19 protein-coding genes are annotated in these 24,413 nt (G+C 60.0%); 15 read left to right on the plus strand and 4 right to left on the minus strand.

What is annotated here, in order from left to right:
* The first annotated feature begins 265 nt into the window (after positions 1–265).
* Positions 266–1,234 (plus strand): UDP-glucose 4-epimerase GalE, encoded by a 969-nt coding sequence (gene galE / locus BDD14_RS20875; RefSeq protein WP_130420885.1) that lies wholly within the window; start codon positions 266–268, stop codon positions 1,232–1,234.
* A gap of 45 nt (positions 1,235–1,279) precedes the next feature.
* Positions 1,280–1,855, plus strand: a complete 576-nt coding sequence (locus tag BDD14_RS20880; RefSeq protein ID WP_130420887.1) for a DUF421 domain-containing protein — start codon at positions 1,280–1,282, stop codon at positions 1,853–1,855.
* A gap of 199 nt (positions 1,856–2,054) precedes the next feature.
* Here the strand turns inward: BDD14_RS20880 and BDD14_RS20885 are convergent, their stop codons facing one another.
* The gene (locus BDD14_RS20885) at positions 2,055–2,264 is read right to left on the minus strand and encodes a hypothetical protein (RefSeq protein ID WP_130420889.1); all 210 of its coding nucleotides are present in this window, start codon (positions 2,262–2,264) and stop codon (positions 2,055–2,057) included.
* A 430-nt stretch (positions 2,265–2,694) separates the two neighbouring features.
* Between BDD14_RS20885 and acs the strand changes: the two genes are divergently transcribed.
* A complete protein-coding gene (gene acs, locus BDD14_RS20890) occupies positions 2,695–4,671 on the plus strand; it encodes an acetate--CoA ligase (RefSeq protein ID WP_242618092.1) in 1,977 nt (658 codons plus the stop codon).
* Positions 4,672–4,715: 44 nt separating this feature from the next.
* Here the strand turns inward: acs and BDD14_RS20895 are convergent, their stop codons facing one another.
* Both BDD14_RS20895 and BDD14_RS20900 read right to left on the minus strand, forming a co-directional pair.
* The gene (locus BDD14_RS20895) at positions 4,716–7,112 is read right to left on the minus strand and encodes a PAS domain S-box protein (protein ID WP_130420891.1); all 2,397 of its coding nucleotides are present in this window, start codon (positions 7,110–7,112) and stop codon (positions 4,716–4,718) included.
* A 64-nt stretch (positions 7,113–7,176) separates the two neighbouring features.
* On the minus strand, positions 7,177–7,755 hold the full coding sequence (locus BDD14_RS20900) for a YybH family protein (RefSeq protein WP_130420893.1): 579 nt from the start codon (positions 7,753–7,755) through the stop codon (positions 7,177–7,179).
* Between the two features lie 210 nt (positions 7,756–7,965).
* Here BDD14_RS20900 and BDD14_RS20905 point away from each other — a divergent pair, with 210 nt between their 5' ends.
* Positions 7,966–9,357, plus strand: a complete 1,392-nt coding sequence (locus BDD14_RS20905; protein WP_130420895.1) for a dicarboxylate/amino acid:cation symporter — start codon at positions 7,966–7,968, stop codon at positions 9,355–9,357.
* A gap of 192 nt (positions 9,358–9,549) precedes the next feature.
* Here the strand turns inward: BDD14_RS20905 and BDD14_RS20915 are convergent, their stop codons facing one another.
* Positions 9,550–9,789, minus strand: coding sequence for a hypothetical protein (locus BDD14_RS20915; RefSeq protein WP_130420899.1), 240 nt, complete (start codon positions 9,787–9,789; stop codon positions 9,550–9,552).
* A gap of 91 nt (positions 9,790–9,880) precedes the next feature.
* Here BDD14_RS20915 and BDD14_RS20920 point away from each other — a divergent pair, with 91 nt between their 5' ends.
* The 11 genes from BDD14_RS20920 (at position 9,881) to murD (ending at position 24,403) form a co-directional block, all read left to right on the plus strand.
* Entirely contained in the window at positions 9,881–10,666 is a 786-nt protein-coding gene (locus BDD14_RS20920) for an NIPSNAP family protein (RefSeq protein ID WP_130420901.1), read from the plus strand.
* A gap of 741 nt (positions 10,667–11,407) precedes the next feature.
* Positions 11,408–13,306 (plus strand): 1-deoxy-D-xylulose-5-phosphate synthase, encoded by a 1,899-nt coding sequence (gene dxs, locus BDD14_RS20925; RefSeq protein ID WP_130423433.1) that lies wholly within the window; start codon positions 11,408–11,410, stop codon positions 13,304–13,306.
* A 132-nt stretch (positions 13,307–13,438) separates the two neighbouring features.
* Positions 13,439–13,975, plus strand: coding sequence for a DUF2127 domain-containing protein (locus tag BDD14_RS20930; RefSeq protein ID WP_130420903.1), 537 nt, complete (start codon positions 13,439–13,441; stop codon positions 13,973–13,975).
* A 371-nt stretch (positions 13,976–14,346) separates the two neighbouring features.
* The gene (locus BDD14_RS20935; protein ID WP_130420905.1) at positions 14,347–14,787 is read left to right on the plus strand and encodes a division/cell wall cluster transcriptional repressor MraZ; all 441 of its coding nucleotides are present in this window, start codon (positions 14,347–14,349) and stop codon (positions 14,785–14,787) included.
* Positions 14,788–14,832: 45 nt separating this feature from the next.
* Positions 14,833–15,726, plus strand: coding sequence for a 16S rRNA (cytosine(1402)-N(4))-methyltransferase RsmH (gene rsmH, locus BDD14_RS20940; protein WP_130420907.1), 894 nt, complete (start codon positions 14,833–14,835; stop codon positions 15,724–15,726).
* Positions 15,727–15,907: 181 nt separating this feature from the next.
* Positions 15,908–16,435, plus strand: coding sequence for a septum formation initiator family protein (locus BDD14_RS20945; protein ID WP_130420909.1), 528 nt, complete (start codon positions 15,908–15,910; stop codon positions 16,433–16,435).
* A gap of 56 nt (positions 16,436–16,491) precedes the next feature.
* A complete protein-coding gene (locus BDD14_RS20950; protein WP_130420911.1) occupies positions 16,492–18,855 on the plus strand; it encodes a penicillin-binding protein in 2,364 nt (787 codons plus the stop codon).
* A 32-nt stretch (positions 18,856–18,887) separates the two neighbouring features.
* Entirely contained in the window at positions 18,888–20,378 is a 1,491-nt protein-coding gene (locus BDD14_RS20955) for a UDP-N-acetylmuramoyl-L-alanyl-D-glutamate--2,6-diaminopimelate ligase (protein ID WP_130420913.1), read from the plus strand.
* Positions 20,375–21,754 carry a UDP-N-acetylmuramoyl-tripeptide--D-alanyl-D-alanine ligase gene (locus BDD14_RS20960; RefSeq protein WP_130420915.1) on the plus strand — a complete coding sequence of 460 codons (1,380 nt, stop codon included), beginning with the start codon at positions 20,375–20,377 and terminating at the stop codon, positions 21,752–21,754. The genes BDD14_RS20955 and BDD14_RS20960 overlap by 4 nt, the downstream gene beginning before the upstream one ends.
* Positions 21,755–21,884: 130 nt before the next feature.
* On the plus strand, positions 21,885–23,021 hold the full coding sequence (gene mraY / locus BDD14_RS20965) for a phospho-N-acetylmuramoyl-pentapeptide-transferase (RefSeq protein ID WP_130420917.1): 1,137 nt from the start codon (positions 21,885–21,887) through the stop codon (positions 23,019–23,021).
* A gap of 26 nt (positions 23,022–23,047) precedes the next feature.
* Positions 23,048–24,403: a UDP-N-acetylmuramoyl-L-alanine--D-glutamate ligase gene (murD, locus tag BDD14_RS20970; protein ID WP_130420919.1), complete on the plus strand. Its 1,356-nt coding sequence runs from the start codon at positions 23,048–23,050 to the stop codon at positions 24,401–24,403.
* The last annotated feature ends 10 nt before the right edge of the window (positions 24,404–24,413 follow it).

A 24,413-nucleotide genomic window follows, 5' to 3' on the forward strand; every position in this document is an offset into this window, starting at 1 on the left:
CCTAGCCCAACTTGGGTGAATGCCGTCGAGCATTTTGCTCGATGCAACAATTACGACAACGCATCGCTGCCGCCGTGGAGCGTAACAAGACAGACGTGAAGAATTGCGTCAGGGTTGCAGCAGGCACCGTGCAATCGGGAGTCCAATCCGGTTCTCTTTCGCCGGGGCTCTGCCAATTCACTTACTCAAGTATAGTGCCGTAACCCCATTTGGATGACACTGATACTTTTGTGGTATGCAGAAAGAAGGGTTTAGGAGCTATGAAATGAATATCTTAGTAACAGGTGGCGCAGGTTACATCGGGGGCACGGTAAGCCGGCTTTTGCTCGCTGCGGGCCATCAGGTCACGATCTACGACAATCTTTGCCACAGCCGCAGCGAGGCCGTCGCACCAGGCGCGCGCTTCGTCCAGGCGGATCTCGCAGACCGCCCAAAAATCGAAGCGACCCTTCGCGAGCAGCACTTCGACGGGGTCATGCACTTCGCCGCGCTCATAGAGGCCGGGGAGAGTATGAAAGTCCCCGAGGTGTACTTCCGCAGCAACACCATGGCCACCCTCACCCTGCTCGAGGCGATGCTTGCCACCGGTCACGACCGCATCGTCTTCAGCTCCACCGCCGCCTGCTACGGCGAGCCCGAAACGACTCCCATCACCGAAGATGCCCGGCTGCTCCCCACCAACGCCTACGGCGAGAGCAAGCTGCTGGTCGAACAGATGCTCACCTGGCTCAATCGCATTCATGGCTTTCGCTACGCCAGTCTCCGCTACTTCAACGTCGCAGGAGCCATTGAGGGATACGGCGAGGCCCACGAGCCGGAGTCCCACCTGATTCCCCTCATCCTCGATGTCGCCCTCGGCCGCCGCAAAGGCATCAAGGTCTTCGGCCTGGACTATCCCACCAAGGACGGAACCTGCATTCGCGACTACATCCACGTCCGCGACCTCGCCGAGGCCCATTTTCTCGCTCTTGGCGCGCTCGAACGCAGCGACCGTCTCATCTACAACATCGGCAACGGACAGGGCTTTACGGTTCGGGAGGTGATCGACTCGGTGGCCCGCGTGACCGGCCGCCCCATTGCCGTCGAGGAGTGCGAGCGCCGTCCCGGAGACCCGGCAGTTCTGGTCGCCAGCTCGGAGAAGATCAAGGCGGAGCTGGGATGGCTGCCGAAGTTCCCCGAGCTCGACCAGATCATCGCCAGCGCCTGGCAGTGGCATCAGAAGCGTTACGCCTAGGCGACATCCGGGCCGCACGATCCAACCACGCGTAAGGAGTCCTCTGTGATCGACAGCATGTTCCACCTCCATGTGCCGTTGCTGGAGAAGATTCTGCGGCCGGTGATCGTCTATCTCTGTCTCGTCCTGTTCCTGCGCCTGTTCGGGAAACGCGAACTGGCGCAGCTTAACCCCTTCGACCTGATCGTCCTGCTCTGCCTCTCGAACACCGTGCAGAATTCGATCATCGGCGATGACAACTCCGTCTCCGGGGGCATCGTCGGTGTCTTCTCTCTGCTCGGGATCAATTTTGTGCTGACGCGCATTCTGTTTCGCTTTCCCCGGCTCAACAGGATTGTTGAAGGCAAAGAGACGGTACTGATCGAGCAGGGCAAGGTCGACACTGAGGCCGTAAAGCGCGAGGCGCTCAGCGAACTTGAACTGAAGACGATATTGCACAGAGGGGGACTGAACGACTTCAGCCAGGTGGAATGCCTGGTGCTTGAACCCAGCGGCAACTTCTACGTGGAAGAGAAAGATCCACTGCGCGAAGGCAAAGAGCGCGGTGAGATCCTCCGACAGATCGTCGCACTGACCGCCGAAGTCAAGGAGCTGAAGACCCTGCTCGCCGCCCGCGGCTAGCGTGCTGCGATTGCTTTCGCATCGTCACGCGTTACGAGATCTTGGCGGAGACGATGAAGAATCAACTGCGACGGCGAAGGGGAGGGAACAGGTCCCCGCCCTGTCTTTTTGGCGAAGCGGGACAGGGACCTGGAGATCGGCAACCGGAAAGGCTGACGACATTGCCGAGACTACTGGGGGCGCTGCAGGATGTACAGGTTCAACCCTTCTTGTCTGCGCCCGCCGATTCGACCTTCTTCAGCGCGCTTCGATAGCGCTCCGGAGGTTCCAACAGGCGGGAGTCACGAATCGCCGCCCGGTAGCCGCCCAGGTAGATCGAATACATCACCGCCAGCGCACACCCCACGCCAAAACCGAAGCCGAGAAAAAATCCCACGCCGGCGGACCAGAAGACAGTTGTCGAGGACATTCTGTTCTAAAGTCTACCGCTCGCCTCGCCGTCAGCGGATAACATGCTGCCTCAACCCAACCACAGGGCGGAACGTGGCTCGTGATTCATTCTGGGGCTTCCTGTCCTGCCCACAGCCCCTATGCCGTCCGCTGCTTTGTACCCCGCCGGCGCAATCGAACATTCCCGATCAAGAGACAACCGAGCCATGAATCTCTCCTGCCTCGTTTCCTGAGGCATAGGCCTCGTGCAAGCTGCTCACCGGGGCGGCAGATGCCGCAATCGATGGAACTGCCATTTGTTCCCCGCGGAAATGTAAAAAACTAACCCATGAAAGTACGAAACCTTCCCGCACCCTCTCAAGCCCCGGACATTTGTCCTACCCTCTGGTTGCCGCTCGTATAAGCGATAGCGTACCTTTTTTGTACAGAAATTTAGTGGAGGATGTTGCGTGACGGCGATTGCAGAAGGAACGGCGAATCTGGATTCGAGCTTGCGGGAGAACAGGGTCTTCGAGCCCTCACAGGAGTTCCGCGCCAAGGCTCATATCTCCAGCCTCGAGCAGTATGAGCAGATGTATCGCCGCAGCATCGAAAAGCCGGAAGAGTTCTGGGCCGAGGCGGCCTCGGAGCTCGAATGGTTTGCTCCCTGGACCCGCGTTCTCGAGCCCGGACGCGATGGCTCCGGCTTCGGAGCAAAATGGTTTACGGGCGGCAAGCTCAACCTGTCGCACAACTGCGTCGACCGTCACGCCACCGGCTCCCGGCGCGACAAGGTCGCGCTGCTCTGGGAGGGGGAACCGGGAGACGTCCGCAAGCTCACCTACGCCGACCTTCATGCGGAGGTGCAGCGCTTTGCCAACGTCCTCAAGGGTCTCGGCATTCACAAGGGAGATCGCGTCGCCATCTACATGGGCATGTGCCCGGAGCTCGCTATCGCGCTGCTTGCCTGTGCTCGCATTGGGGCTGTCCACTCGGTCATCTTCGGTGGCTTTGCTGCTCATGCCATCGTGGACCGGGTCAACGACTCCTCCTGCGTCGCGCTCATCACGCAGGACACCTCCTATCGCCGCGGCTCCGAGATTCATTTGAAGAAGATCGCGGACGAGGCTCTGGAGCAGTGCCCCACCATCAAGAATGTCGTCGTCTACCGCCGCACCGGAACGCCCGTGCAGATGAAGCCCGGCCGCGACGTCTGGTGGGATGAGTCCATGCTTGCGGCGGAGAAAGAGTGTCCCGCCGAGTGGATGGACGCGGAAGATCCGCTCTACCTTCTCTACACCTCCGGCACAACCGGAAAGCCGAAGGGATTGCTTCACACCACGGGCGGCTATGCGGTCCAGACCTACCTCACGTCGAAGTACGTCTTCGACCTCCACGAAGAGGATGTTTACTGGTGCACCGCCGACATCGGCTGGGTGACCGGCCATAGTTACGTGGTCTACGGCCCCCTGCAGAATGGAGCGACGGTCATGATGTACGAGGGCGCTCCGAACTGGCCGGAGTGCGATCGGTTCTGGAAGATCGTCGATGCCCATAAGGTGTCCATCTTCTACACCGCTCCTACTGCCATTCGTGCCTTCACGAAGTGGGGAGTTGAGCATGTCCGGAAGCACTCGCTCGCCTCGCTGCGGCTCCTGGGAACGGTCGGTGAACCCATCAACCCCGAGGCGTGGATGTGGTTCCACCGCGAGATCGGCAAAGAGCGCTGCCCCATCGTCGATACCTACTGGCAGACCGAGACGGGAGCCATCATGATCGCTCCCATCCCCGGTGCCGTCCCAACGAAACCGGGATCGGCCACACGGCCCTTCTTCGGCATAGTGCCCGAGATCGTCAGCAAGGAAGGCCAGCCGATCACCGACGGAAAGGGAGGCCTGCTCGTCTTCCGGACGTCCTGGCCGTCGCTCGCCCGCGCCGTCTATGGCAACCCCGAGCGCTACGAGCAGGCTTACTGGGTCGAGGTTCCGGGAAGCTACTTCACCGGCGACGGTGCCCGTCGCGATGCCGACGGCTACTACTGGCTCATGGGCCGCGTCGATGACGTACTCAATGTCAGCGGTCATCGCCTCGGCACCATGGAAGTCGAGTCCGCACTGGTGGCGCACGCGAAGGTTGCGGAGGCCGCCGTCGTCGGCCGTCCCGACGATCTCAAAGGACAGGCCATCTGTGCCTTCGTGACCCTCGAAGAGGGCCACATCGCCTCCGACGAGCTCAAGCAGGAGATCCGTCAGTGGGTCGCCAAGGAGATCGGAGCCCTTGCTCGCCCCGATGACGTTCGCTTCACCGAGGCCCTCCCCAAGACCCGCAGCGGCAAGATCATGCGTCGTCTTCTGCGCGAGCTGGCCTCCGGAGGAGAGATCAAAGGCGACACGACCACACTCGAGGACTTCACCGTGATTGCGAAACTTCGCGAAAACGAAGAATAGATTCTCCGGCTGGAACTCCGAAGAGGTCCAGCCGGCCTTCCTCTTTACCGCAGATTCGTCTTCGGCCCCGTCGGCAAAGTGAAGTGAACGGTCGTGCCTTTTCCAGGAGTGCTGGTCACCCAGATGCGTCCGCCGTGCTGATGGATGATCCTGCGGCAGATCGTCAGCCCCAGTCCCGCTCCACCCAGCGCGCGTGAATCCGAAGCGTCTCCCTGCTGAAAGCGATCGAAGATATTCTCCAGTTTGTCCGCAGGAATCCCGCGCCCGTGATCCTGCACTTCAAAGAGGGCTTCCTGCTCATCCAGCTTGCACGCCGTCAATTGAATCTCGCGCTCCGGCGCTGAAAACTTGAACGCGTTGGAAAGCAGGTTATGCAGCACCTGCAGAATGCGATCCCGATCCGCCCATACGGCCACATCGGTTGCCGCAACCAGAATCCGCGTGCTCGAGCGCGAGCTTTCAGCCTCGTATGAGCCTGCGGCCCTCCGCAACAGCTCGTCACCGCGAACTCTCGCCAGGTGCAGCTCGCTCTTTCCGCTCGAGATCCGCTCGAGATCCAGAATGTCGTTTACCAGCCGTACCAGCCGGTCCGTATTGTTGATCGCGATCTCGAGCATCTGCTGCGACTTCTCCGGCCTCTCCTCCAGTGCGCCGCCGCGCAACAGGCCAAGCGCGCCGCGCAGCGAGGTGAGCGGTGTCCTCAGCTCATGCGAGACCGTGGAGATAAACTCATCCTTCATCCGCTCCAGGGCGCGTCGCTCCGTCGTGTCCGTGAATGCCACCACTACCCCGATTGCCCGCGTCTCCCCGCTTTCGCTCGCCTGCGAATCGATCAGCGGCCGGGCAACATATTCAACCGGAAAATAGGTTCCATTCTTGCGCCAGAAGATCTCGTCCATCACACGCGCTGTGCCAAAGTTCAACAGGCACCTGCGGACGGGCGACTCTTCCATCGGATAAACCGTTCCATCGGCCTTCGTATGGTGAATCAGGGAATGCATCACCTTCCCCAGCATCTCGTCCTTGCGATAGCCCAGCATCTGCACCGCGGCGGAGTTCACCACCGTCACCCTGCCTTCCAGGTCGATGCAGAAGATCCCATCGCCCACCGACTCCAGGATCGAGTTCGACTGCCGCGCCAGCGTACGAAGCTTTCTTTCCGCACGCACCTGTTCGGTAATATCCACGCCGAACCCCAGCACATAAGGCGCGCCTTCGCTCACCGTGATCAGCTTGTTTCGGTACGCAATCACGCGAACTTCGCCATCGGAGTGCGCCAGATGCAGCACGCCCTGCGCCTCGCCCACCTCTCCAACCATTCGCAGGTAGTCGTGGATCGCCGTCTGGCGCTTCGCCGGAATAAACTCTGCCAGCGAATGCCCCACCATCTCTTCGACCGTGCGGCCTACCGTCGCCGCTCCATGCGCGTTCAACGAAAGCAGCTGCCCTCGAATGTCGTGCGTGAACACCATCCCGAGCGAGCTTTCTACCAGCTGCCGATACGGAGCCTCACTCTCCTTGAGCGTCGGCTCCGCCATTCGATCTTTCGTCACGTCCATTCCCGTCGCAATCACGAACACAACCTGCCCGTCCGTGTCCTGTAGCGCGGTCGCCGTCCACGCAATGCGTCGTGTCGTGCCGTCACGATGCAGCCAGCGATTTTCAAAGGTCGCTGGAAACAGTCCATCCCGCAGCCGGCCGAAGGCCGCCATCGCCGCCGGAATCTCCCGCGTTGGAACCAGGTGATCCCACAGATAGCCTCCATTCAGCGTGCCGAAGCTGTGCCCCGTAGTCATCTCACAGGCACGATTGAATCGTACGATCCGCCCCTCGGCATCGAAGACTGCCACCAGCAGACCGATCGTATCCAGCACCGCCGAAACGAAATTCTTCTCGATCGCCAGCTCCGACTCGGACCGTCCCTGTGACTGCGATTCCAGCTCCATCTGCCGGATCCGCTCGTTCGCTTCCAGTCTCGCCACTACCTGTCGAGCCAGCGTGCCAAGAACGCTCGACTGTGTCTTCGTAAGCTGTCTCGGGTGCCGATCCACCACGGCCAGAACTCCCAGATGAGCTCCCGTCGACATGGTCAGTGGGGCGGCCGCGTAGAAGCAGTAGCACTGTCCATCCAGTTGCAATCCGTCCGGCGCAAGCTCAGGCTCAAGCCGCGCGTCGGAGACCTCATGGATCCCGTCTCCCTCGATCGCGATCTCATAGGGTATGCTTCCCCGCGGCAGCGCTGTCGCACTGCAGCCCACCGTCGCCCTCAGGCGGAAGCAGTCTTCCTCCACCACGCAAACCAGCGCAACCGGCGTTTCACACATCTGCGCCGCCAGTCCCGCCAGGTCTTCGACGACAGGGTCCGTTGTGGAGTTCAGCCCATCGTCTTGCTCAAGGGCCTGACTTCGCGAGCCTTCGTCTTTGACCAAAAGAGCGTTCATGCTTGCAGGTCGATCCTAGGGGAGCAGGGGGGTGCCGGGTATCCAACTTTAGGTGTAGCGAGGCTTACGGCTTTGGCACCGCGCAGCATTCGGCTGCCTGGGCGGGCTCATTCGAGCTCGCATCCATCGCAACCTTCCAGCTCCCATCCGGCATCTTCTTCCACACCGTCATATAGCGTCCCGAGATCACCACCGGCTGCCCGTTCTTGTCCTTGGAGTGACCCTCGTAGTGACCCCACGTGAACCCCATATCGTTCGAGGGTCCCATCTGCGCGCCTTGAGGAGCCCAGGTCAACTGGTAAACCTTCGGGTCCCACTGAGCCTGCGCCGCAATCGCTCCCCGCCCCAGGGTCGCGGGCTGGCCGTTGTTCAGAACCACCGCGTCCTCGGCAAACCACTCCGCAAACGCCTTGCCTCCCCCCGCAGCCACTGCCTGGGCGAACCTTCCCTCCAGCTCCATCAGAAGAATCACCCCGGGCGAAAGCGTGGGCTGCGTCAGTGGACTCAAAGCCGGGCCCTTCTGGCCCAGTCCATCCAGCCCCGCCGCCGACGTCGGCATCTGCGCCGCGATCGGGCGCGCCGAAGATGCCAGCAACAGCCCGAAGACCATAACGGAAACGTACAGATTTTTATCTCGCATCATCAGACCTCGGAAGCAGCCTTCCTGCACAGGAGACAGCCACGTGTTTTCTCTCACCGGGCAAATCCGCTCCGAGGACAGGAAGGAAGCGCAGCGCAGTGTCCGAGCGGCACGGCAAGAGGCCAAAGCTCTTTATACCAAGAAATCCTGCGGAGATTCTCCGCGAGCTCCGCCTCGCATGATTCCTCGTCTCCTGCTGATATTCTTCGCGAAGTGAGAACGCAATCTCTCGAACGAATTCTTCTCGCCGCGGCAGCCCTTCTGCTTGCGGCCGGTATCGCTGTCCCTGCGTTTCATGGCTCCCTCATCGCCGCGCGCCTTCTCCGATGCATCGCCATCGGTCTGCTTGCCGTCTTCGCCGCCCGCCGCCGAACCCTTACTCCCTGGATCTTTGTCGCCATGGTCGCCGGCGCGGAGCTTGGTTTTGACGCTCCGCACTTCGCCGTCTCGCTCCGCGTCTTCAGCGACATCTTCCTTCGTCTCATCAAGACCATCGTGGCTCCGCTTATCTTCGCCACCCTCGTCACCGGCATCGCCGGCCACGGCGACATCAAGGGAGTCGGGCGCATCGGGATCAAGAGCCTCATCTACTTCGAGGTCGTCACCACTCTCGCCCTCGTCGTCGGCCTCATCGCCATCAACCTCAGTCAGGCTGGCCGCGGCCTCACCCTTCCCCCACCCCCCGCGGCCATCGAAACCACGCAGCTCGCGCCCCCCGCGACCCACTGGCAGGAGTTTCTCCTTCACGTCTTTCCCGAAAACATCGCCAAATCCGTCGCCGAAGGCCAGATCCTCCAGGTTGCCGTCTTCGCCGTCTTCTTCGGAATTGCTCTCGCTGGTCTCAGCCCATCCCGGCGCGCCCCGGTTCTTCACCTCTGCGAAGGCCTCAGCGAGGTCATGTTTCGCTTTACCAACATCGTCATGTACTTTGCTCCCATCGGCGTCGGTGCGGCTATGGCTTACACCGTAGGCCACATGGGACTCGGCGTTCTCGTCAACCTCGGCAAACTCCTGCTCACCCTCTATGGAGCCCTCGTCGCCTTCGGCCTCGTCGTCCTCCTTCCCGCGGCCCTGCTCTTCCGTGTGCCTGTCCGCCGTTTTCTCTCCGCCGTCGCCGAGCCAGCCACCATCGCCTTTGCCACCTCCACCAGCGAGGCCGCCCTGCCCCGCGCCATGGAGTGCATGGAAGCCCTCGGCGTTCCCCGCCGCATCGTCTCCTTCGTCATCCCCGCCGGCTACAGCTTCAACCTCGACGGCTCCGCGCTCTATCTCTCAGCGGCCAGTATCTTCGTGGCGCAGGTCGCCGGAATCCATCTCTCCCTCGGGCAGCAGATCATGATGCTGGCCACCCTCATGCTCACCAGCAAGGGAGTCGCCGGAGTTCCCCGCGCCGTCCTCGTCGTGCTTTTCGCCACCGCCTCCACCTTCGGCCTCCCCTCCGAGCCCATCTTCGTCCTCCTCGGCATCGATGCTCTCGCCGACATGGCCCGCACCACCGTCAACGTCGTCGGAAACTGCCTCGCCTCCGTCGTCGTCGCCAAGTGGGAAGGAGAGTTCGGCTCCGAACCCATCAGCGAACAGGTTCTAGAAGGCGTCTCGGACTGACACCGTCCTGTAACGCTTCCTCCCACTCCCGAGCCTGAACACCACCACGCCCGCCATCGACTGCCGTCATGAGCACCACCACCGACCGTCGAAGCCGCCACCGCCGACCGCCGAAGCCGCCACCGCCGTCATGAGCACCACCACCGTCCGCCACCACACCCGCCGCCGTCATTCTGAGCGAAGCGAAGAATCTCAGTATTTCGCCTGTAGCGCCAGACATCCCGCCGAAGCCGCCACCACCAAAGCCGCCACGCCGAAGTCGCCACTGCCGATCGCCGTCATGAGCACCACTACCGTCCGCCACCACCCCCACCGCCCGCCGTCATTCTGAGCGAAGCGAAGAATCCCAGTATTTCGCCCGTAACACCAGATATCCCTCCGAAGCCGCCAATCCCGCACGCCAGCCCGAAATCCAAAAAGCAGAGCGTTCATGAATTCCCATAAGTGAAGGCGCATCTCTACTTCTACGAACGACTATCGGTTAGACTGTCAGACCAGAGAACAAACCATCCCGGAGATTTTTGTGCAAAGAAGAAATTTTCTAAAGTCCGCTCTCGCGACCTCTGCCGCGACCCTAGCCTCCTCGGCCTCGGCGCAGGCACCCGCTTCCTCCGCCCGTGAGTACTATCAGCTCCGTAAGTACACCCTCCGCAGCGGACCGCAGGGCAAGCTCTCCGACCAGTTCTTCTCCTCCGCTCTTATCCCCGCCCTCAACCGTCTCGGCCTCAACTCCATCGGGGCCTTCAAGGTTCAGTTCGGCCCTCAAACCCCCACCACCTACATCCTCATCCCGGGAACCAAACTCGAGACCGTCGTCGACGTCGATCTCATCCTCGCCAAAGACGCCGAGTTCCTCAAGGCCGCCGAGCCCTTCTGGACCGCCCCCGCCAAAGAGCCTCCCTTCCAGCGCATCGAAAGCACCCTGCTTAAAGCCTTCGAGGGGTATCCCAAGCTCACCGTTCCCGCCAAGGCCTCCAAGCGCATCTTTCAGCTCCGCACCTACGAGAGCGCAACTCCCCTCGATCACATCCGCAAGGTCGAGATGTTCCACCACGGTGAGTTCGAATTCTTCCGCCGGTCCGGCTGCGACAACGTCTTCTTCGCCGACGGCCTCGTCGGACCCAACCTGCCCAAGCTCACCTACATGCTTGCCTTTCCCGATCTCGACGCCCTCGACGCGGGCTGGGCGCGCTTCAACGCCGATCCGGACTGGAAGAAACTCGGCGCCGACCCGCGCTATAACTTCGAGCCCACCGTCAGCAACGTCGATAACCTCATCCTCACACCTGCGCCCTACTCGCAGATCTGAAGCCGCAACCATCGCGCGTCGGGCGAAACGTCCGGCGCGATGGGCAACCGGGAGGGGGATATCCATCTTCCCCTCCTCGCCTCACAAGAGCCACCCTCTGGAAACCCCCACCAGAGTCCCCGTAAGAGCCCACCCGCAAGAATCCCCATAAGACTCCCCCAGAGTCCGCACGCAAGAGTCCCACCAAAGTCCACCACTCACAAAGGGCTCACCGAGAAAGTGTCATCCTGAGCGAAGGGGTTCGCACCAGCGAACCCCGCAGTCGAAGGACCTGCATTATCCACTCTCCAAAGGCGATCCCCGCCCCTCAAGACAACTGCTCACCAAAACCCTGTCAAGCTGTTAATCCCATAAAACACACAAAACACGGCACATAGAATTGCCGATTAGTTTCCCTTTCCTTGCTAGCATAGAAAGGTAGAGAAAACTCAAAGAAGCAATTCCCGCGAGTTCGCCAATAAGTGACGTAAATTCAATATTTTAGGGGTTAATCCCTTTGTTTGCAACAATTTACACTGTGGAAATCTCGCAAACCTAACAGAGGAAACGACTTCCACAAATCGCAGGCAGGGGGTACCCATCCCAGGGTGTTTGACCCACAACAACTAAACTCCCGGACCGTCGTTATACTTAAAAGCTGTCCAGAAGAATACTAAAAGCTGTCCAGAAGAGAGCCCGAAGAGTCTCATGTAAGGGAAGCCGAGTCAATTCAGGGATAGACCATTGGATACGGGACAACAGATGGACGGGATTTTAGAAAAGATCAAATCGCCAGCCGACGTAAAGAAGCTTTCGCCGGTCGAGCTGGAGCAGCTCGCCCACGAGATTCGCGAACGGCTTATCAACGTAGTCGCCAGGACAGGCGGACACATCGGCCCCAACCTAGGCGTCGTCGAGTTGACCATCGCTCTTCACTACGTCTTCGACACTCCCGTCGACAGCTTCGTCTTCGACGTCAGCCATCAGGCTTACGTGCACAAGCTCCTCACCGGCCGCGAGCGCAGCTTTCACACCATTCGCCAGCCTGAAGGACTCAACGGATTCATGCTGCGAACCGAGAGCGAGCACGACAGCTATGGCGCCGGCCACGCCGGAACCGCTCTCTCCGCCGCGCTCGGAATGGCTGTCGCGCGGGACCTCGCCGGAGGCAGCGAGCACATCGTCGCCCTGGCCGGAGATGCAGCCTTCACCAACGGAATCTCGTTCGAGGCTCTTAACAACATCGCAGTGCAGACGCGCCGCATGATCGTCGTCCTCAACGACAACGACTGGTCCATCGACAAGAACGTAGGCGCCATCGCCGAATACTTCCACAAGATCACCGCGAACAACACCTTCAGCAACCTGCATGACAAGGCCGCAGGGCTGATTGAAAAGTTCGGTGGCAAGGCCGCCCGCCACGTCGTGCGCAAGGCAGAAGAAGCGGCCAAAGGCCTCATCGGTCCCGGAATGCTCTTCGAAGAGTTCGGTCTCAGCTACTACGGTCCCATCGACGGCCACAATCTGCCACTGCTCATCGAAACCTTCAAATTTCTCAAGCAGCAGAACAAGCCCGTCGTCCTTCACGCCATTACCCAGAAGGGACGCGGCTTCCAGCCTGCTCTCGAGAAGCAGAAGAAGTTCCACGGCCTCGGCCCCTACGATCCCGAGTCCGGCGAGACCAAATCCGCCGGGCAGAAGACCTACTCGGAGATCTTCGCCGAGAGCCTGACCAAGCTGGCCCGGGCGAACGAAAAGGTCGTCGCCATCACCGCCGCGATGCCCAACGGAACCGCGCTCGACCTCTACCGTCCACATCATCCGTCGCGATACTTCGACGTCGGAATCGCAGAAGAGCACGCGGTCATCTTCGCCGCAGGAATGGCGACCAAAGGCTACAAGCCCTTCTGCGCGATCTATTCGACCTTCCTGCAACGAGCCTTCGACCCCATCGTCCACGATGTTTGCCTGCAGAACCTCCCGGTTGTCTTCTGCATGGATCGCGGCGGTCTGAGTGGAGACGATGGCCCGACGCATCACGGTCTGTTCGATATCAGCTACCTTCGCAGCGTTCCCAACATCATCCACATGGTTCCCAAGGATGAGGATGAGCTGCAGGACATGATGTACACCGCGATGCTCCACGAGGGTCCGTCCGCGATCCGTTATCCGCGCGGCACAGGCCCGGGAGTGGAGGTCAAAGCCCAGCCGGTCGCGCTTGAGATCGGAAAGGCTGAGGTTCTCAACGATCCGGGACGCACCGATGTCGCCATCCTCGGCCTCGGAGCAATGCTGCCCGAAGCGGTTCGGCTGAAGGAGATGCTTCAGCACGATGGCTTCTCGGCCGCAGTCATCAACCCTCGCTTCGCCAAGCCCATCGATCGCGACTGCCTCGCGGACTTCGGCTCGCGCGCTGGACTCGTCATCACCCTCGAAGATCACGTACTCGCTGGAGGCTTCGGCTCGGCCGTGATGGAGGTTCTGAACGAGCTGGACCTGAACGTCCCCGTCGTCCGCATCGGCTGGCCCGATGCCTTCATCGAACACGGCAAGCCAGAAGCCCTGCGTGCGAAGTATGGCATCACTGCCGAGGCTGCGCACGAAAAGGCGAAGCCCTATCTGAGTCGCTTGATGGACCGCGTGCTGGCCAGACATTCCTGATTACCGTCGGTGCAGCGCAAAAAACAGCGGCCCCATCGGCGTCTTCCTTATGAAGCAGATAGCAACTGAGCGCTCTCGATTCCCATTGGGACGTTGACATTTGCTCTGGGAGCCCGTCAACTGGGAATCAGGATGGAGAGCGAACTAACCACCGATCGCAACTGGATGTCGTCGACCTCAAGCAGCGCAGCGGAACAACGGCATCGAGATCGCGGCCTGATGGCGATCGGCCTCTTCAAACTGGGCAAGGCAGTATTTTTCTTCCTGCTTGGATTCGGCGCCATTCACCTGCTGCACAAGGATCTCGGCGACGAAGTCATGCGGCTGGCCGCCGCACTCAAATTCGATCCCGAGAGCAAGTTCGTCACCTTGCTTCTGGACAAGGTCGATCTGATCGACGCACATCGGCTCAAGCAGATCAGCCTGGCTACCTTCGCTTACTCCGCTCTGGCGCTGACAGAAGGCATCGGTTTGATGCTGGAGAAGGTCTGGGCAGAATATCTAACCTTGCTCCTCACCGTCTCCTTTCTCCCCTGGGAGGTGTTTGAGCTAGGTCAACATCCCAACTGGTTCCGGTTGAGCCTTCTTCTCATCAACCTGGCAGTGCTGGCGTATCTGATCTGGCTTCTGAAAAGGAAGAAGGTTCAGCCACGCGTTCACGCCTTTTGAACGAACCTGTTGGCTGCCGTGCCCTTAAATAAATCGCGGGAGCGAACTGTCTTCGCTTTTACTTCGCCTATCAAATGCCCCTTCGGCTCCGCAAGTAACGAACTAGATATGAACCGACTTCGTAAACCCCATATGTAGTAGTTGTCACACTCGATAACCCAAGAGGCTGGATTATCCACAGCCCATTGTGGGAATAGCCCCTTTTTCTTTCAATTCCATCCTTTACACCGCCATGCGTCTGGGAGACCATGTGGACGGAAGTGGTAAAAAGTGGAGTCAAAGGGACTTGTTCAGGCAAGATTTTGAACAAAGTCTACCTCTGCGGCCTTCCCCTTCCATAGCAATGAGTTGGAACAGGTATCGAGGTTGTCATGTTTCGGGGAAATCACCCAACCCGCGTGGACGAGAAAGGCCGGCTGAAACTGCCGGCTGAGTTCAAGCGCAGGGTGGATGAACTGTACGGGCCTCAGTTCTACATCACGAGCAAGGACGGGAAGCGGGCGGAGATTTATCCGCTGAAGGAATGGGAAAAGATCGAGGAGAAGCTGGCCGCGATTCCTTCCATGAACCCGGCAAGAAAGAAGTTTCTGGACGTAACGAACTATTACGGCCAGATGGCGGAGATGGATGCGCAGGGCCGGCTGTTGATGCCGCAGATTTTGCGGGAGTCGGCAAGGGTTACCGGAGATGTGGTCGTGCTTGGTTCGCAGACCTTTCTCGAAGTTGTGAACCACGATTCGTTCAAGGCCGAGCTGGAAGCCCAGCCGATGACCGAGGCGGATCAGATGGCGCTTTCAGAGTTTGGCTTATAGCAGGTGAAGTTGGCCCCCAGGGGCAGCACAGAGGGCGGGAAAGAGATGAGGAAACCGCAGCATGTGCCGGTTCTTTTAGACGAGGTAATGGAGTACTTCAATGTGCGGCCCGGCGGCGTCTATGCAGACGCGACGCTGGGGCTCGCCGGGCACTCCTCGGAGATTGCGAGGAGGCTTGGACCGAAGGGAACGCTGATCGGTTTCGATCGCGATCCTGAGGCGCTGGCGCTGGCGAAGGCGAGGCTCGACGAGCTTCGCGGGGAGCTTGGTTCCCAGATGCCGGAGATTCGGCTGGTGCCGAAGGCATTCTCCGAGGCGGCCAGCGAGATCGAGCCCGGGAGCCTGGATGGTTTGCTTGCGGATTTCGGCGTAAGCAGCCTGCAACTGGACGAGGCGCACAGAGGATTCAGTTTTCGGACCGACGGACCCTTGGATATGCGGATGGATACGCGCACAGGGGAGACGGCCGAGCAAGTGGTAAATCAGGAAGACGAAAACGAACTCGCCGACCTGATTTACGAATTCGGAGAGGAAAGGAGGTCGCGGAGAATCGCCAGAGCCATTGTGAGGGCCCGGCCGATTACGACGACAGCGGAACTGGCAAAAGTCGTATCGGCCGCGGCCCCAGCAATGAAAGGCGACAAGATTCATCCCGCGACGCGGACCTTTCAGGCGCTTCGAATTCGAGTGAATGACGAGCTGGGAGAGATCAGGACGCTGCTTGAGAGCGCGCCATCTCTGCTGAAGCCGGGAGGAAGGCTGGTTTTGATCAGCTTCCACTCCCTGGAGGACAGGCTCGTGAAGGACGCATTCCGGGAGGCAGGGCGCAGCGGAGTGTACGAAGTGTTGACGAAGAAGCCGGTTGTAGCCGGCGAGGAAGAAGAAAGACGCAACCCGCGATCGCGAAGCGCGAAGATGCGGGCGGTAGTGAAGATTTGAATTGCAGGTTTGGTTCTACGCAGCAGAGCAGGGAGCAGACAAGTGATCGGGCCGGGGTTGTCCCACCGTGCTTTCAGGCGAAAGACAACCAGTAACAAAAAGTCCCTTCCTCTAAATAACGATCCCGGCCCGGTTTCGTTCTTGAGGATGGCAGAGCAATAAGACGAGTGAGAGGTGCGCGATGGCAGCGTCGGCGATGGCAGGACAACAGATTGAGATGATGGGTGCAGCAGCGGCAAGGCCGCGGCGTCGCACCGAGTCCGTGGCAGAACGCAATCGTGCGCTGCTTGAGGCGCAGCACAAGGCGCGCCGTGGGCCGACGCCTGAGGTTTTCTTTGCCAAGCACCTCGATAACACGCGGCTGGTGAAGGCGGACGATCCGGAGCGCCGTCGCGAGATGCGTCAGTTCGCGGTGGTCATGAGCATGCTGTTCGTGCTGGTGATGGTCTACGTGTGGCAGCACTTTCTCGCCATCGAGATCGGTTATCGCGTCGAGGCCCAGAAGCAGCAGGTGGAGCAGTTGCGGGAGCAGAATCACCAGCTTCGGCTCAATGAAGCGCAGTTGACCGATCCGGAGAGGATCGACAAGATCGCCAAACAGCTCGGGCTCGATGCGCCGCAGCCCGGCCAGGTTGTTCGGCCGGATGGAAGCGAAACCAATGCTCCCGTGTGGGCCGAAGCAAACGCTCCCGCGATGGCCCCTCGATAGAGGACCGTATCGACGCGAGACAGTAGCAAGCAGAATTTGAGATTGGAAGATTCGTCATGAACAAGGCGCCACGGCAGACACTGACCGCTCCTATCCGGAGGATACGGTTCGTCAACGTGGCGTTGTTTTTTGTCTTTTGGACCGCCGCGATCGGTGTAAGACTCATTTGGTTGCAGGTGGTTCGGCATGGTGATTTTGTCGAGCGGGCCGCCCGCCAGCAGCAGCGCACCTTTGAGGTAGCTCCCAGGCGCGGTGTGCTATACGACCGTAACCTCAAAGAACTGGCGATGACGGTGCTCGTCGACAGCATCTACGCTGTTCCGAACGAGCTGGGTGAGAATCGAGCCTCTACCGCGGACATTCTGGCGAAGATCGTACATAACGAGCACGACAACTTCACCTCTGAGCCGCAGATGCTCGCTCGCTTCAACGCATCGCGAAACTTTGCCTGGGTGGCAAGGCGCGTGGATGCCGAGACCGCCACCCGCGTGCGTGAGCTCAACCTGAAGGGTGTCTATTTTCAGAAGGAGTTCAAGCGCTTCTATCCCAACAACGACCTCGCTGCGCAGGTTCTGGGGTACGTAGGCACGGACGATACCGGGCTGGGCGGACTCGAACGACATTTCGACGACGAGATGCACGGAACGCCGGGGCATGTGATGACCGCCGTCGATGCGAAGCGCCACATTCTGGGCAGCGAAGAAAGCCAGCCGATGCCGGGCGAAAACCTGGTGTTGTCGATCGACGCGAACATTCAGTACATGGCAGAGCGCGCTCTGGACGCGCAGATGGAGAAGATGAAGGCGGCGCACGGAACGGTGGTTGTGCAGGACCCTCACACAGGACAGATTCTTGCGCTTGCGATTGCGCCACGGTTCAATCCCAACGATCAGCGGCATATGGATGCCAGTGTCCTGCAGAACCTGGCGGTGAGCGACATCTATGAGCCGGGATCGACGTTCAAGCTGGTGACCTACGCGGCGGCGCTCGATGCGGCCGGGGTGCAGCCCACCGATATTGTGGACTGCCAGTTCGGCGCGATGACGATGTACGGCCGCACGCTGCATGATGACCACAGCGATCGCTTCGGACGCGTAACGGTGCAATATGCTCTCGAGCACTCAAGCGACGTGGGCGCCGCGAAGATGGCGTTGAAGCTGGGCAATCAGAAGTTCTATGACTACATTCGCTCCTTTGGCTTTGGCGATCGCTCGGGGATCGAGCTTCCCAGCGAGACACGCGGCATTCTTCGCAATCCGAAGAAGTGGGGTTCGACCAGCATCCTTTCCATGGCGATCGGTCAGGAGATCGGCGTAACTCCGGTTCAGCTTGTAACTATGGTGAGCACGATTGCCAATGGTGGCGTCTACATGCCGCCGCACGTTCTGCTGCAGTCGACCGATCAGGTCAAGGGCGATCCGAGGTTGAGGCCTGTGGCCTTCCGGCCTGCGAACCAGCTTCCGTCTACGCTGCCCGACGGAGCCCATCGCGTGATCACGGAGATGACCTCCGCGAAGATGCGGATGATGATGCAGGGAATTGTGACCGAGGGGACGGGTAAAAAAGCCGCGCTCAATGGTTACAGCTCAGCTGGAAAGACGGGTACGGCGCAGAAGGTCGACCCGGTGACTCACACCTACTCGCATACCAAGCTGGTGGCCAGTTTTGCGGGCTTCGCGCCTGTCAGCAACCCCGCAATCTCGGTTGCCGTCGTCATCGATACGCCGACAGTAGGAACACGCTACGGCGGCGAGACCAGCGCGCCGGTCTTCGCCGAAGTCGCGCAGGAGGTGCTTGAGTATCTCGGCGTGCCTCATGATCAGCCGCTAAAGACGAAGAAAGAGCAGCAGACGATGCTCACCGCAAACGATGTCGCCGACGATTCGCTCGAAGATAACGGAGCCGATCTCAATCAGATGTTTGCCGACATCAACGATCTTCCCGCCGACGATCCGCTGCGTGCTCAGGCAAACGCGGGCGCGCTACCTGCCTTTGCGGCGGATGACAAGTCCGCCATTACAGCAAAGGCCGCGGAAGCTCAGGCCGAAAAGAAGTCGCCGGCCGTGGCAGCGAAGGGCAAGGATTCCACTCTTCTCAACCTGCTTCCAGCGAAGGTTCTTGCCACCTTCCGCTCGAAGAGTGCGCCTTCGCCGGATGCACAGGAGGCCTCGCTTTCGGCTAGTCCCAAAATCATGCCGGCGGTACAGATGCGCGGAGATGGCGGTGTTGTCGTGGACGCGAGTCATCGGGTCGCCGTGCCCTCATTCGAAGGAGGGTCCCTGCGCACTGTCGTAGAACGCGCGGACCAGGCGGGTCTGCGGGTACAGCCGGTTGGCAGCGGGCTCGCGCATGATCAGGCTCCCGCGCCCGGTACGATGGTTCCTGCGGGAACCGAGATCGTCGTTCGGTTCGCGCGATAGTCATCGTCTCTGGACGCTTAGAATCTCTACATATGGATTGGAACGAGGTGCTTCGGGAGATCGCCGTAATACAGTCTGCCGAAGGCGAAGTGCCGGTGCGCGGGGTTCAGTACGATTCGCGGCGTGTCGTGAGCGGTGATCTGTTTGTCGCAATGCGCGGCGGCTCCGCGGACGGAAATCAATTCATCGACAAAGCCATATCGCAGGGAGCCGTGACGGTGGTGACGGACTCTCCTGAGGCCTATGAGAAGCTTCGTCAAAAGCACGCTGGCACAGGTGCTGCGTTGGTCGAGTATGGCCGCCGTGCACTCGCTGAGGCCAGTGCTGCGATCTTCGGGCACCCGCAGCGACATCTTGCTTTGAGCGCAGTGACTGGAACCAACGGCAAGACCACGACGGCATTCCTGTTGGAAGCGATGTTGAAGAGCGTGGGTCGCAGCTGCGTTCTGATTGGAACCATCGAGACGCATATCGCCGGCGAAGTGCGGGAGTCTCCCCACACGACGCCGGAGTCACGCGATGTGCTCGAGCTGTTTTCTGAAGGCGCGAAAGCAGGCGCGACCGAGGCGGTGATGGAGATGTCGAGCCATGCGCTCGAGCAGGAGCGTGTCTGGGGTCTTCCCGTCGATGTTGCGATCTTTACCAATCTCACGCAGGATCACCTCGACTTCCACGGAACGATGGAACGGTATTTTGCCGCGAAGACACGCTTGTTTGAGGGCGTGGGCGCGCCGCCTCCGCGAGTAGCCGTGGTCAACGTCGACGATCCTTACGGACAGAGAATCGCTGAAAGAATCGAGCGATCCCAGCTGGTGCGCTATGGACTTGACGTTGCGGCGGACTTCTTTGCGGAGGAGATCAGGATGCGTGCAGGCGAGACTCGTTTGCGCATGAGAACTCCTCATGGCGCTGTGGAAGTGAGGTCTCCTCTCACCGGTCGCGTGAACATCTACAACCTGCTGGCGGCGTCTGCGGCCGCGTGGGCGCGTGGCCTTACTTTGGATCAGATTGCTCAGGCCGCAGAGACGGGCGCCCAAGTGCCGGGGCGGTTCGAGGTGGTTCCGACCGATACCGGTGTGACGGTTGTGGTGGACTATGCCCATACCGACGATGCCTTGCGGAACCTCATCGTGCTGGCTCGCGAGCTGGTAAAAGAGCACAGTGGTCGCGTGATTACATTGTTTGGCTGCGGAGGCGATCGCGATCGAACCAAGCGTCCGCGCATGGGTCGGGCGGCGGGCGAGGGAAGCGATCTGGTAGTGCTCACGAGTGACAACCCGCGTAGCGAAGAGCCGGGAGCGATCGTTGCCGAGGCTCTTGTGGGCTTGCGGGAGACAGGGACGGAGTCCATCGTGGAAGAAGATCGTGCAGCGGCCATTGAGATTGCGATCCGATCCGCAGATAAGGGAGACATCGTTCTGATCGCAGGAAAGGGGCACGAAAAGATGCAGATTCTGCGAAGCGGCGCCGTGCCCTTCGATGACTCTGCTGTTGCAGCGCGTGTCTTGAGAGGAGAGAGATGAAGTTGACCCTGGGTCAGATCGCGGATTGGATTCACGCTGAAGGTATCTTCGACACCATAGCCGAGGCATTGGGCTATTCGATCGACTCACGCACCATCGGTGCTGGCGATCTCTTCTTTGCCGTCAAGGGTGAGCGACTCGATGGCCACGACTTCGTGGCTGCGGCGCTGGCCGATGGCGCTATTGCGGCCGTAGTGGGCAACCGGTGGTTGATTCCGGCGGACGTGGACGAGACGAAGCTGCTACGGGTTGCCGATTGCGAAGACTGCGTTCTGAGTGCTCTCCAGCGTCTCGCCAATGCGGTTCGCCGCGATTGGGCCGGACGCGTCATCGGCGTGACTGGTTCTGCCGGGAAGACGACGACGAAGGAGGCGGTGGCCCAGGTGCTCTCGGCTCGCTTTCGCGTGCTCAAATCCGCAGGGAACCTGAACAATGCCTTTGGTCTGCCGTTGCAGTTGCTGAAGCTCGAGCGCGAGCATGAAGTCGCGGTCATCGAGATGGGAATGAATCACGCCGGAGAGATCGCCGCACTGGCGAAGATCGCGGAGCCGGACTGGGCCGTCGTCTCCAATGTCGCTCCGGTTCATGTCGAATTCTTCCCCGACGGCCTTGCCGGAATCGCCAGGGCGAAGTACGAGCTGGTCGAATCCCTGCCTCCAAATGGAATCGCGGTGTTGAACGCAGACGATCCCTATGTCAGGGAGTTCGGCCGCGGGATGGAAGATCGCGCCGTGTTCTACGGCCTTGGAGAGAATGCGCAGGTGCGCGCCGCGAAGATAGTGGAAGCCGGCATCGAAGGTATCCACTTCGATGTGGTCGCGGGCGGAGAACGGGCGTATGTGCGTCTGAAGCTGCTGGGACGTCACAACGTGCTGAATGCGCTGGCGGCGATCGCAGTCGGGTTGCGGAGTGGAATGTCGCTGGACGAATGTGCGGCGGCTGTGGGAGGGCTGCAGGCCTCCGATAAACGTGGCGAGATTTTGTCATGGAGGGGAGCAACCCTCATCAACGACTCCTACAACTCGAATCCTCGCGCTCTCGACGCGATGGTAGATGCCCTGATGGCGATGCCGGGAGAACGTCACATCGCGATTGCCGGCGAGATGCTCGAACTTGGACCCGAAGCGGCCACGCTGCATGAAGCCTGCGGGCGAAGGATGGCCGAGAAGGGCGTCTCGACGGTGGTCGGTGTAAGAGGCGTGGCTCAGGCGCTGGTGGATGGAGCCCTGGCTGCAGGCGGGGACGCAAGCTTTGTTGCAACTCCTGAGCAGGCAGGGGAGTGGATGCGTTCGAACCTGCGAGCCGGAGATGTCGTGTTGCTCAAGGCCTCCCGCGGCGTCCGCCTGGAGAAGGCCCTGGCACGATTGGGAGATTGAAAGGCCGAAACGGAGTGAGTTTGGTTCGCGCACGAAAAACTACAGAAGCGGCGCGGACAGCCTGTTAAGATAACGTTTAGCCCGCGGTCAGTCGTGCCTATCCTGCGGATTCCACTCGAAGGCGGACGTTTTGCTCTATTGGCTGCTGTATCAGAAGCTCTTCCCCTACTTTCGCCTGTTTCGCATCTTTCGCTATCTCACGTTTCGGACAGTGTTTGCGAGCCTGACGGCGCTGCTGATTGGCCTGCTGATCGGCCCTTATGTCATTGAGAGGCTGCGCGAGTTCCAGATTGGGCAATACATCCGCGAAGAAGGACCGCAATCGCATCAGAAAAAAAGCGGGACGCCAACCATGGGCGGCGTGCTGATCTGCATTTCCATCCTGGTGCCCACGCTGTTGTGGTCCGATCTTTCAAATCCGTTTGTGTGGCTGGTGATGCTTTCGACGCTGGCCTTTGGCGCGATTGGCTTTGCGGACGACTACATCAAGGTGATTCATCGCCGCAACCTCGGTCTTACCGCGCGGGCGAAGCTCAGCTTGCAGATGCTCGTGAGTGCAGGAGTTGCGATCGCTCTGCTGCATCTACAGAGCCATGGTAACTACTCCACCAAGTTGATGTTCCCGTTTTTCAAGCGTTTCCGCCCCGACCTGGTCTGGGAGTGGCTGGGGCAGATTCCGCATCTGCACTGGCTGGCCTTCCTGCCGTTTGTGGTGTTTGTGATGATCGTGATCGCTGGCGCGAGCAACGCCGTCAATCTGACCGACGGACTCGACGGGCTCGCCATCGGATGCACCATCATCGCTGCGGGAGCCCTTACCGTGCTGACCTACGTCAGCGGCCATGTCGTCTTCTCCGACTATCTTGAACTGCAGCGCATGCCCATGGTGAGTGAGCTGACCGTCTTCTGCGGGGCCATGGTGGGCGCGAGTATCGGATTCCTCTGGTACAACGCGCACCCGGCTGAGATCTTCATGGGCGATGTGGGAAGTCTTGCGCTGGGCGGCGCCATCGGAACGGTTGCGGTTGCCATCAAGCAGGAGCTGCTTCTGCCCTTCATCGGCGGTGTGTTCATTCTTGAGGCGCTTAGCGTCATGCTGCAGGTTGGCAGCTACAAGTTGCGCAACGGGAAGCGCATCTTCAAGATGGCTCCGTTACACCATCACTTCGAGCTTCTTGGCTGGTCCGAGTCGAAGGTGATTGCGCGGTTCTGGATTGTGGCGCTGATCTTCGCGCTGCTTGCGCTTACAACATTGAAGTTGCGGTAACGGCTGTGGTCTGATTGGAAGCGCCTATGGAACTGAAGAATAAACGCGTACTGGTGGTGGGACTGGGGAAGTCAGGGATTGCTGCCGCAATGTTTCTGCGCCAGCAGGGGGCGCGGGTTACAGTCAGCGATGCGCGCAGCGCGGTCGCGTTGGCGAACGAGATTCCCGCCCTGCTCGATGCTGGAATCATGGTGGAGAGCGGAGGCCATGGCCTGTTGACCTTCCGCCGTCAGGACCTGATCGTAATCTCTCCGGGCGTTCCGCTCGACACACCCGAGGTGAAACAGGTCATCGGCTACGGGATGCCTGTGATCGGCGAGATCGAGCTCGCCAGCCGGTTTCTGAAGGGACGAATTCTTGCCATCACCGGATCGAATGGGAAGACCACGACAACGACGCTGGTCGGCAGGATTCTTGCCGAAGGCGGTCGAGAGACATTAGTCGGTGGAAATATTGGAACGCCCCTGATCGAGCTGGTTTCGAAGAGCACGGACGAGACCGTGAGCGTGCTCGAGATTTCGAGCTTTCAGTTGGAGACCATTGAGCAGTTCCGGCCATGGATCGCAGTGGTACTCAACATTACTCCCGATCATCTGGACCGGCATGGAAACTTCGAAAACTATGCTGCGATGAAGGCTCGCATAACGGAACAGCAGCGGGCTGAGGACTTTCTGGTGCTGAATGCCGAGGACAAGCCTACGCAGATGGTGGCGGCAAAGACGAAGGCGCAGATCTTCTGGTTCAGCTCGCGCAGGCCGATCAAGCAGGGAGCATTCGTTCACGGGGAGAGCATTGTGTTCGTTCCTCGTGAGGGGGCGAAGGCCGAGCCGGTGATGCCGGTCGCGGAGATATCGCTGAAGGGCGCGCACAATGTGGAGAATGTGCTGGCCGCTGTGTGTGCGGCTCGTCTCGCCGGAGTCCCCGCGGAGACGATTCGTCGTTCGGTTGCAGGTTTCAAGGCAGTCGAGCATCGGCTGGAGTTCGTCAGCACCGTACAGGGAGTCGAATATTTCAACGATTCGAAGGCGACGAACGTGGACGCGGCGATGAAGGCGATTGAAGCGTTTCCTGGACGGATTCACCTGATCCTCGGAGGGAAGGACAAGGATTCGGACTATACCTTGCTCGGCCCGCTGCTCCGGCAACGGGTCAAGGCTGTTTATACGATTGGTTCAGCCGCGGAAAAGATTGAGCGCGAGCTGCACGGAGTCGTGAAGATGGTGGGAGCGGGAACGATGGACGTGGCCATTCGCGAGGCCCAAAAGGCTGCAGTCCCCGGTGATGTGGTTCTTCTGGCTCCGGCGTGTTCGAGCTTCGATCAGTTTGAGAACTATGAGCACCGTGGGCGAACCTTCCGGAAGCTCGTCCACGAATTGAGTTAGCAGCAGGAAG

Origin of the sequence: Edaphobacter modestus, from assembly GCF_004217555.1 — a bacterium.
In the GTDB taxonomy this organism is placed as follows: domain Bacteria; phylum Acidobacteriota; class Terriglobia; order Terriglobales; family Acidobacteriaceae; genus Edaphobacter; species Edaphobacter modestus.

Excerpts from the sequence above, each read along its gene's own strand:
- BDD14_RS20950 (WP_130420911.1), top strand. The coding sequence starts at position 16,492 with ATGAACAAGGCGCCACGGCAGACACTGACCGCTCCTATCCGGAGGATA.
- BDD14_RS20900 (WP_130420893.1), bottom strand. The coding sequence starts at position 7,755 with ATGATGCGAGATAAAAATCTGTACGTTTCCGTTATGGTCTTCGGGCTG.
- BDD14_RS20885 (WP_130420889.1), bottom strand. The coding sequence starts at position 2,264 with ATGTCCTCGACAACTGTCTTCTGGTCCGCCGGCGTGGGATTTTTTCTC.
- dxs (WP_130423433.1), top strand. The coding sequence starts at position 11,408 with ATGGACGGGATTTTAGAAAAGATCAAATCGCCAGCCGACGTAAAGAAG.
- murD (WP_130420919.1), top strand. The coding sequence starts at position 23,048 with ATGGAACTGAAGAATAAACGCGTACTGGTGGTGGGACTGGGGAAGTCA.
- rsmH (WP_130420907.1), top strand. The coding sequence starts at position 14,833 with ATGAGGAAACCGCAGCATGTGCCGGTTCTTTTAGACGAGGTAATGGAG.
- BDD14_RS20895 (WP_130420891.1), bottom strand. The coding sequence starts at position 7,112 with ATGAACGCTCTTTTGGTCAAAGACGAAGGCTCGCGAAGTCAGGCCCTT.
- BDD14_RS20945 (WP_130420909.1), top strand. The coding sequence starts at position 15,908 with ATGGCAGCGTCGGCGATGGCAGGACAACAGATTGAGATGATGGGTGCA.
- BDD14_RS20935 (WP_130420905.1), top strand. The coding sequence starts at position 14,347 with ATGTTTCGGGGAAATCACCCAACCCGCGTGGACGAGAAAGGCCGGCTG.
- galE (WP_130420885.1), top strand. The coding sequence starts at position 266 with ATGAATATCTTAGTAACAGGTGGCGCAGGTTACATCGGGGGCACGGTA.
- BDD14_RS20960 (WP_130420915.1), top strand. The coding sequence starts at position 20,375 with ATGAAGTTGACCCTGGGTCAGATCGCGGATTGGATTCACGCTGAAGGT.
- BDD14_RS20915 (WP_130420899.1), bottom strand. The coding sequence starts at position 9,789 with ATGAACGCTCTGCTTTTTGGATTTCGGGCTGGCGTGCGGGATTGGCGG.
- BDD14_RS20955 (WP_130420913.1), top strand. The coding sequence starts at position 18,888 with ATGGATTGGAACGAGGTGCTTCGGGAGATCGCCGTAATACAGTCTGCC.
- BDD14_RS20930 (WP_130420903.1), top strand. The coding sequence starts at position 13,439 with ATGGAGAGCGAACTAACCACCGATCGCAACTGGATGTCGTCGACCTCA.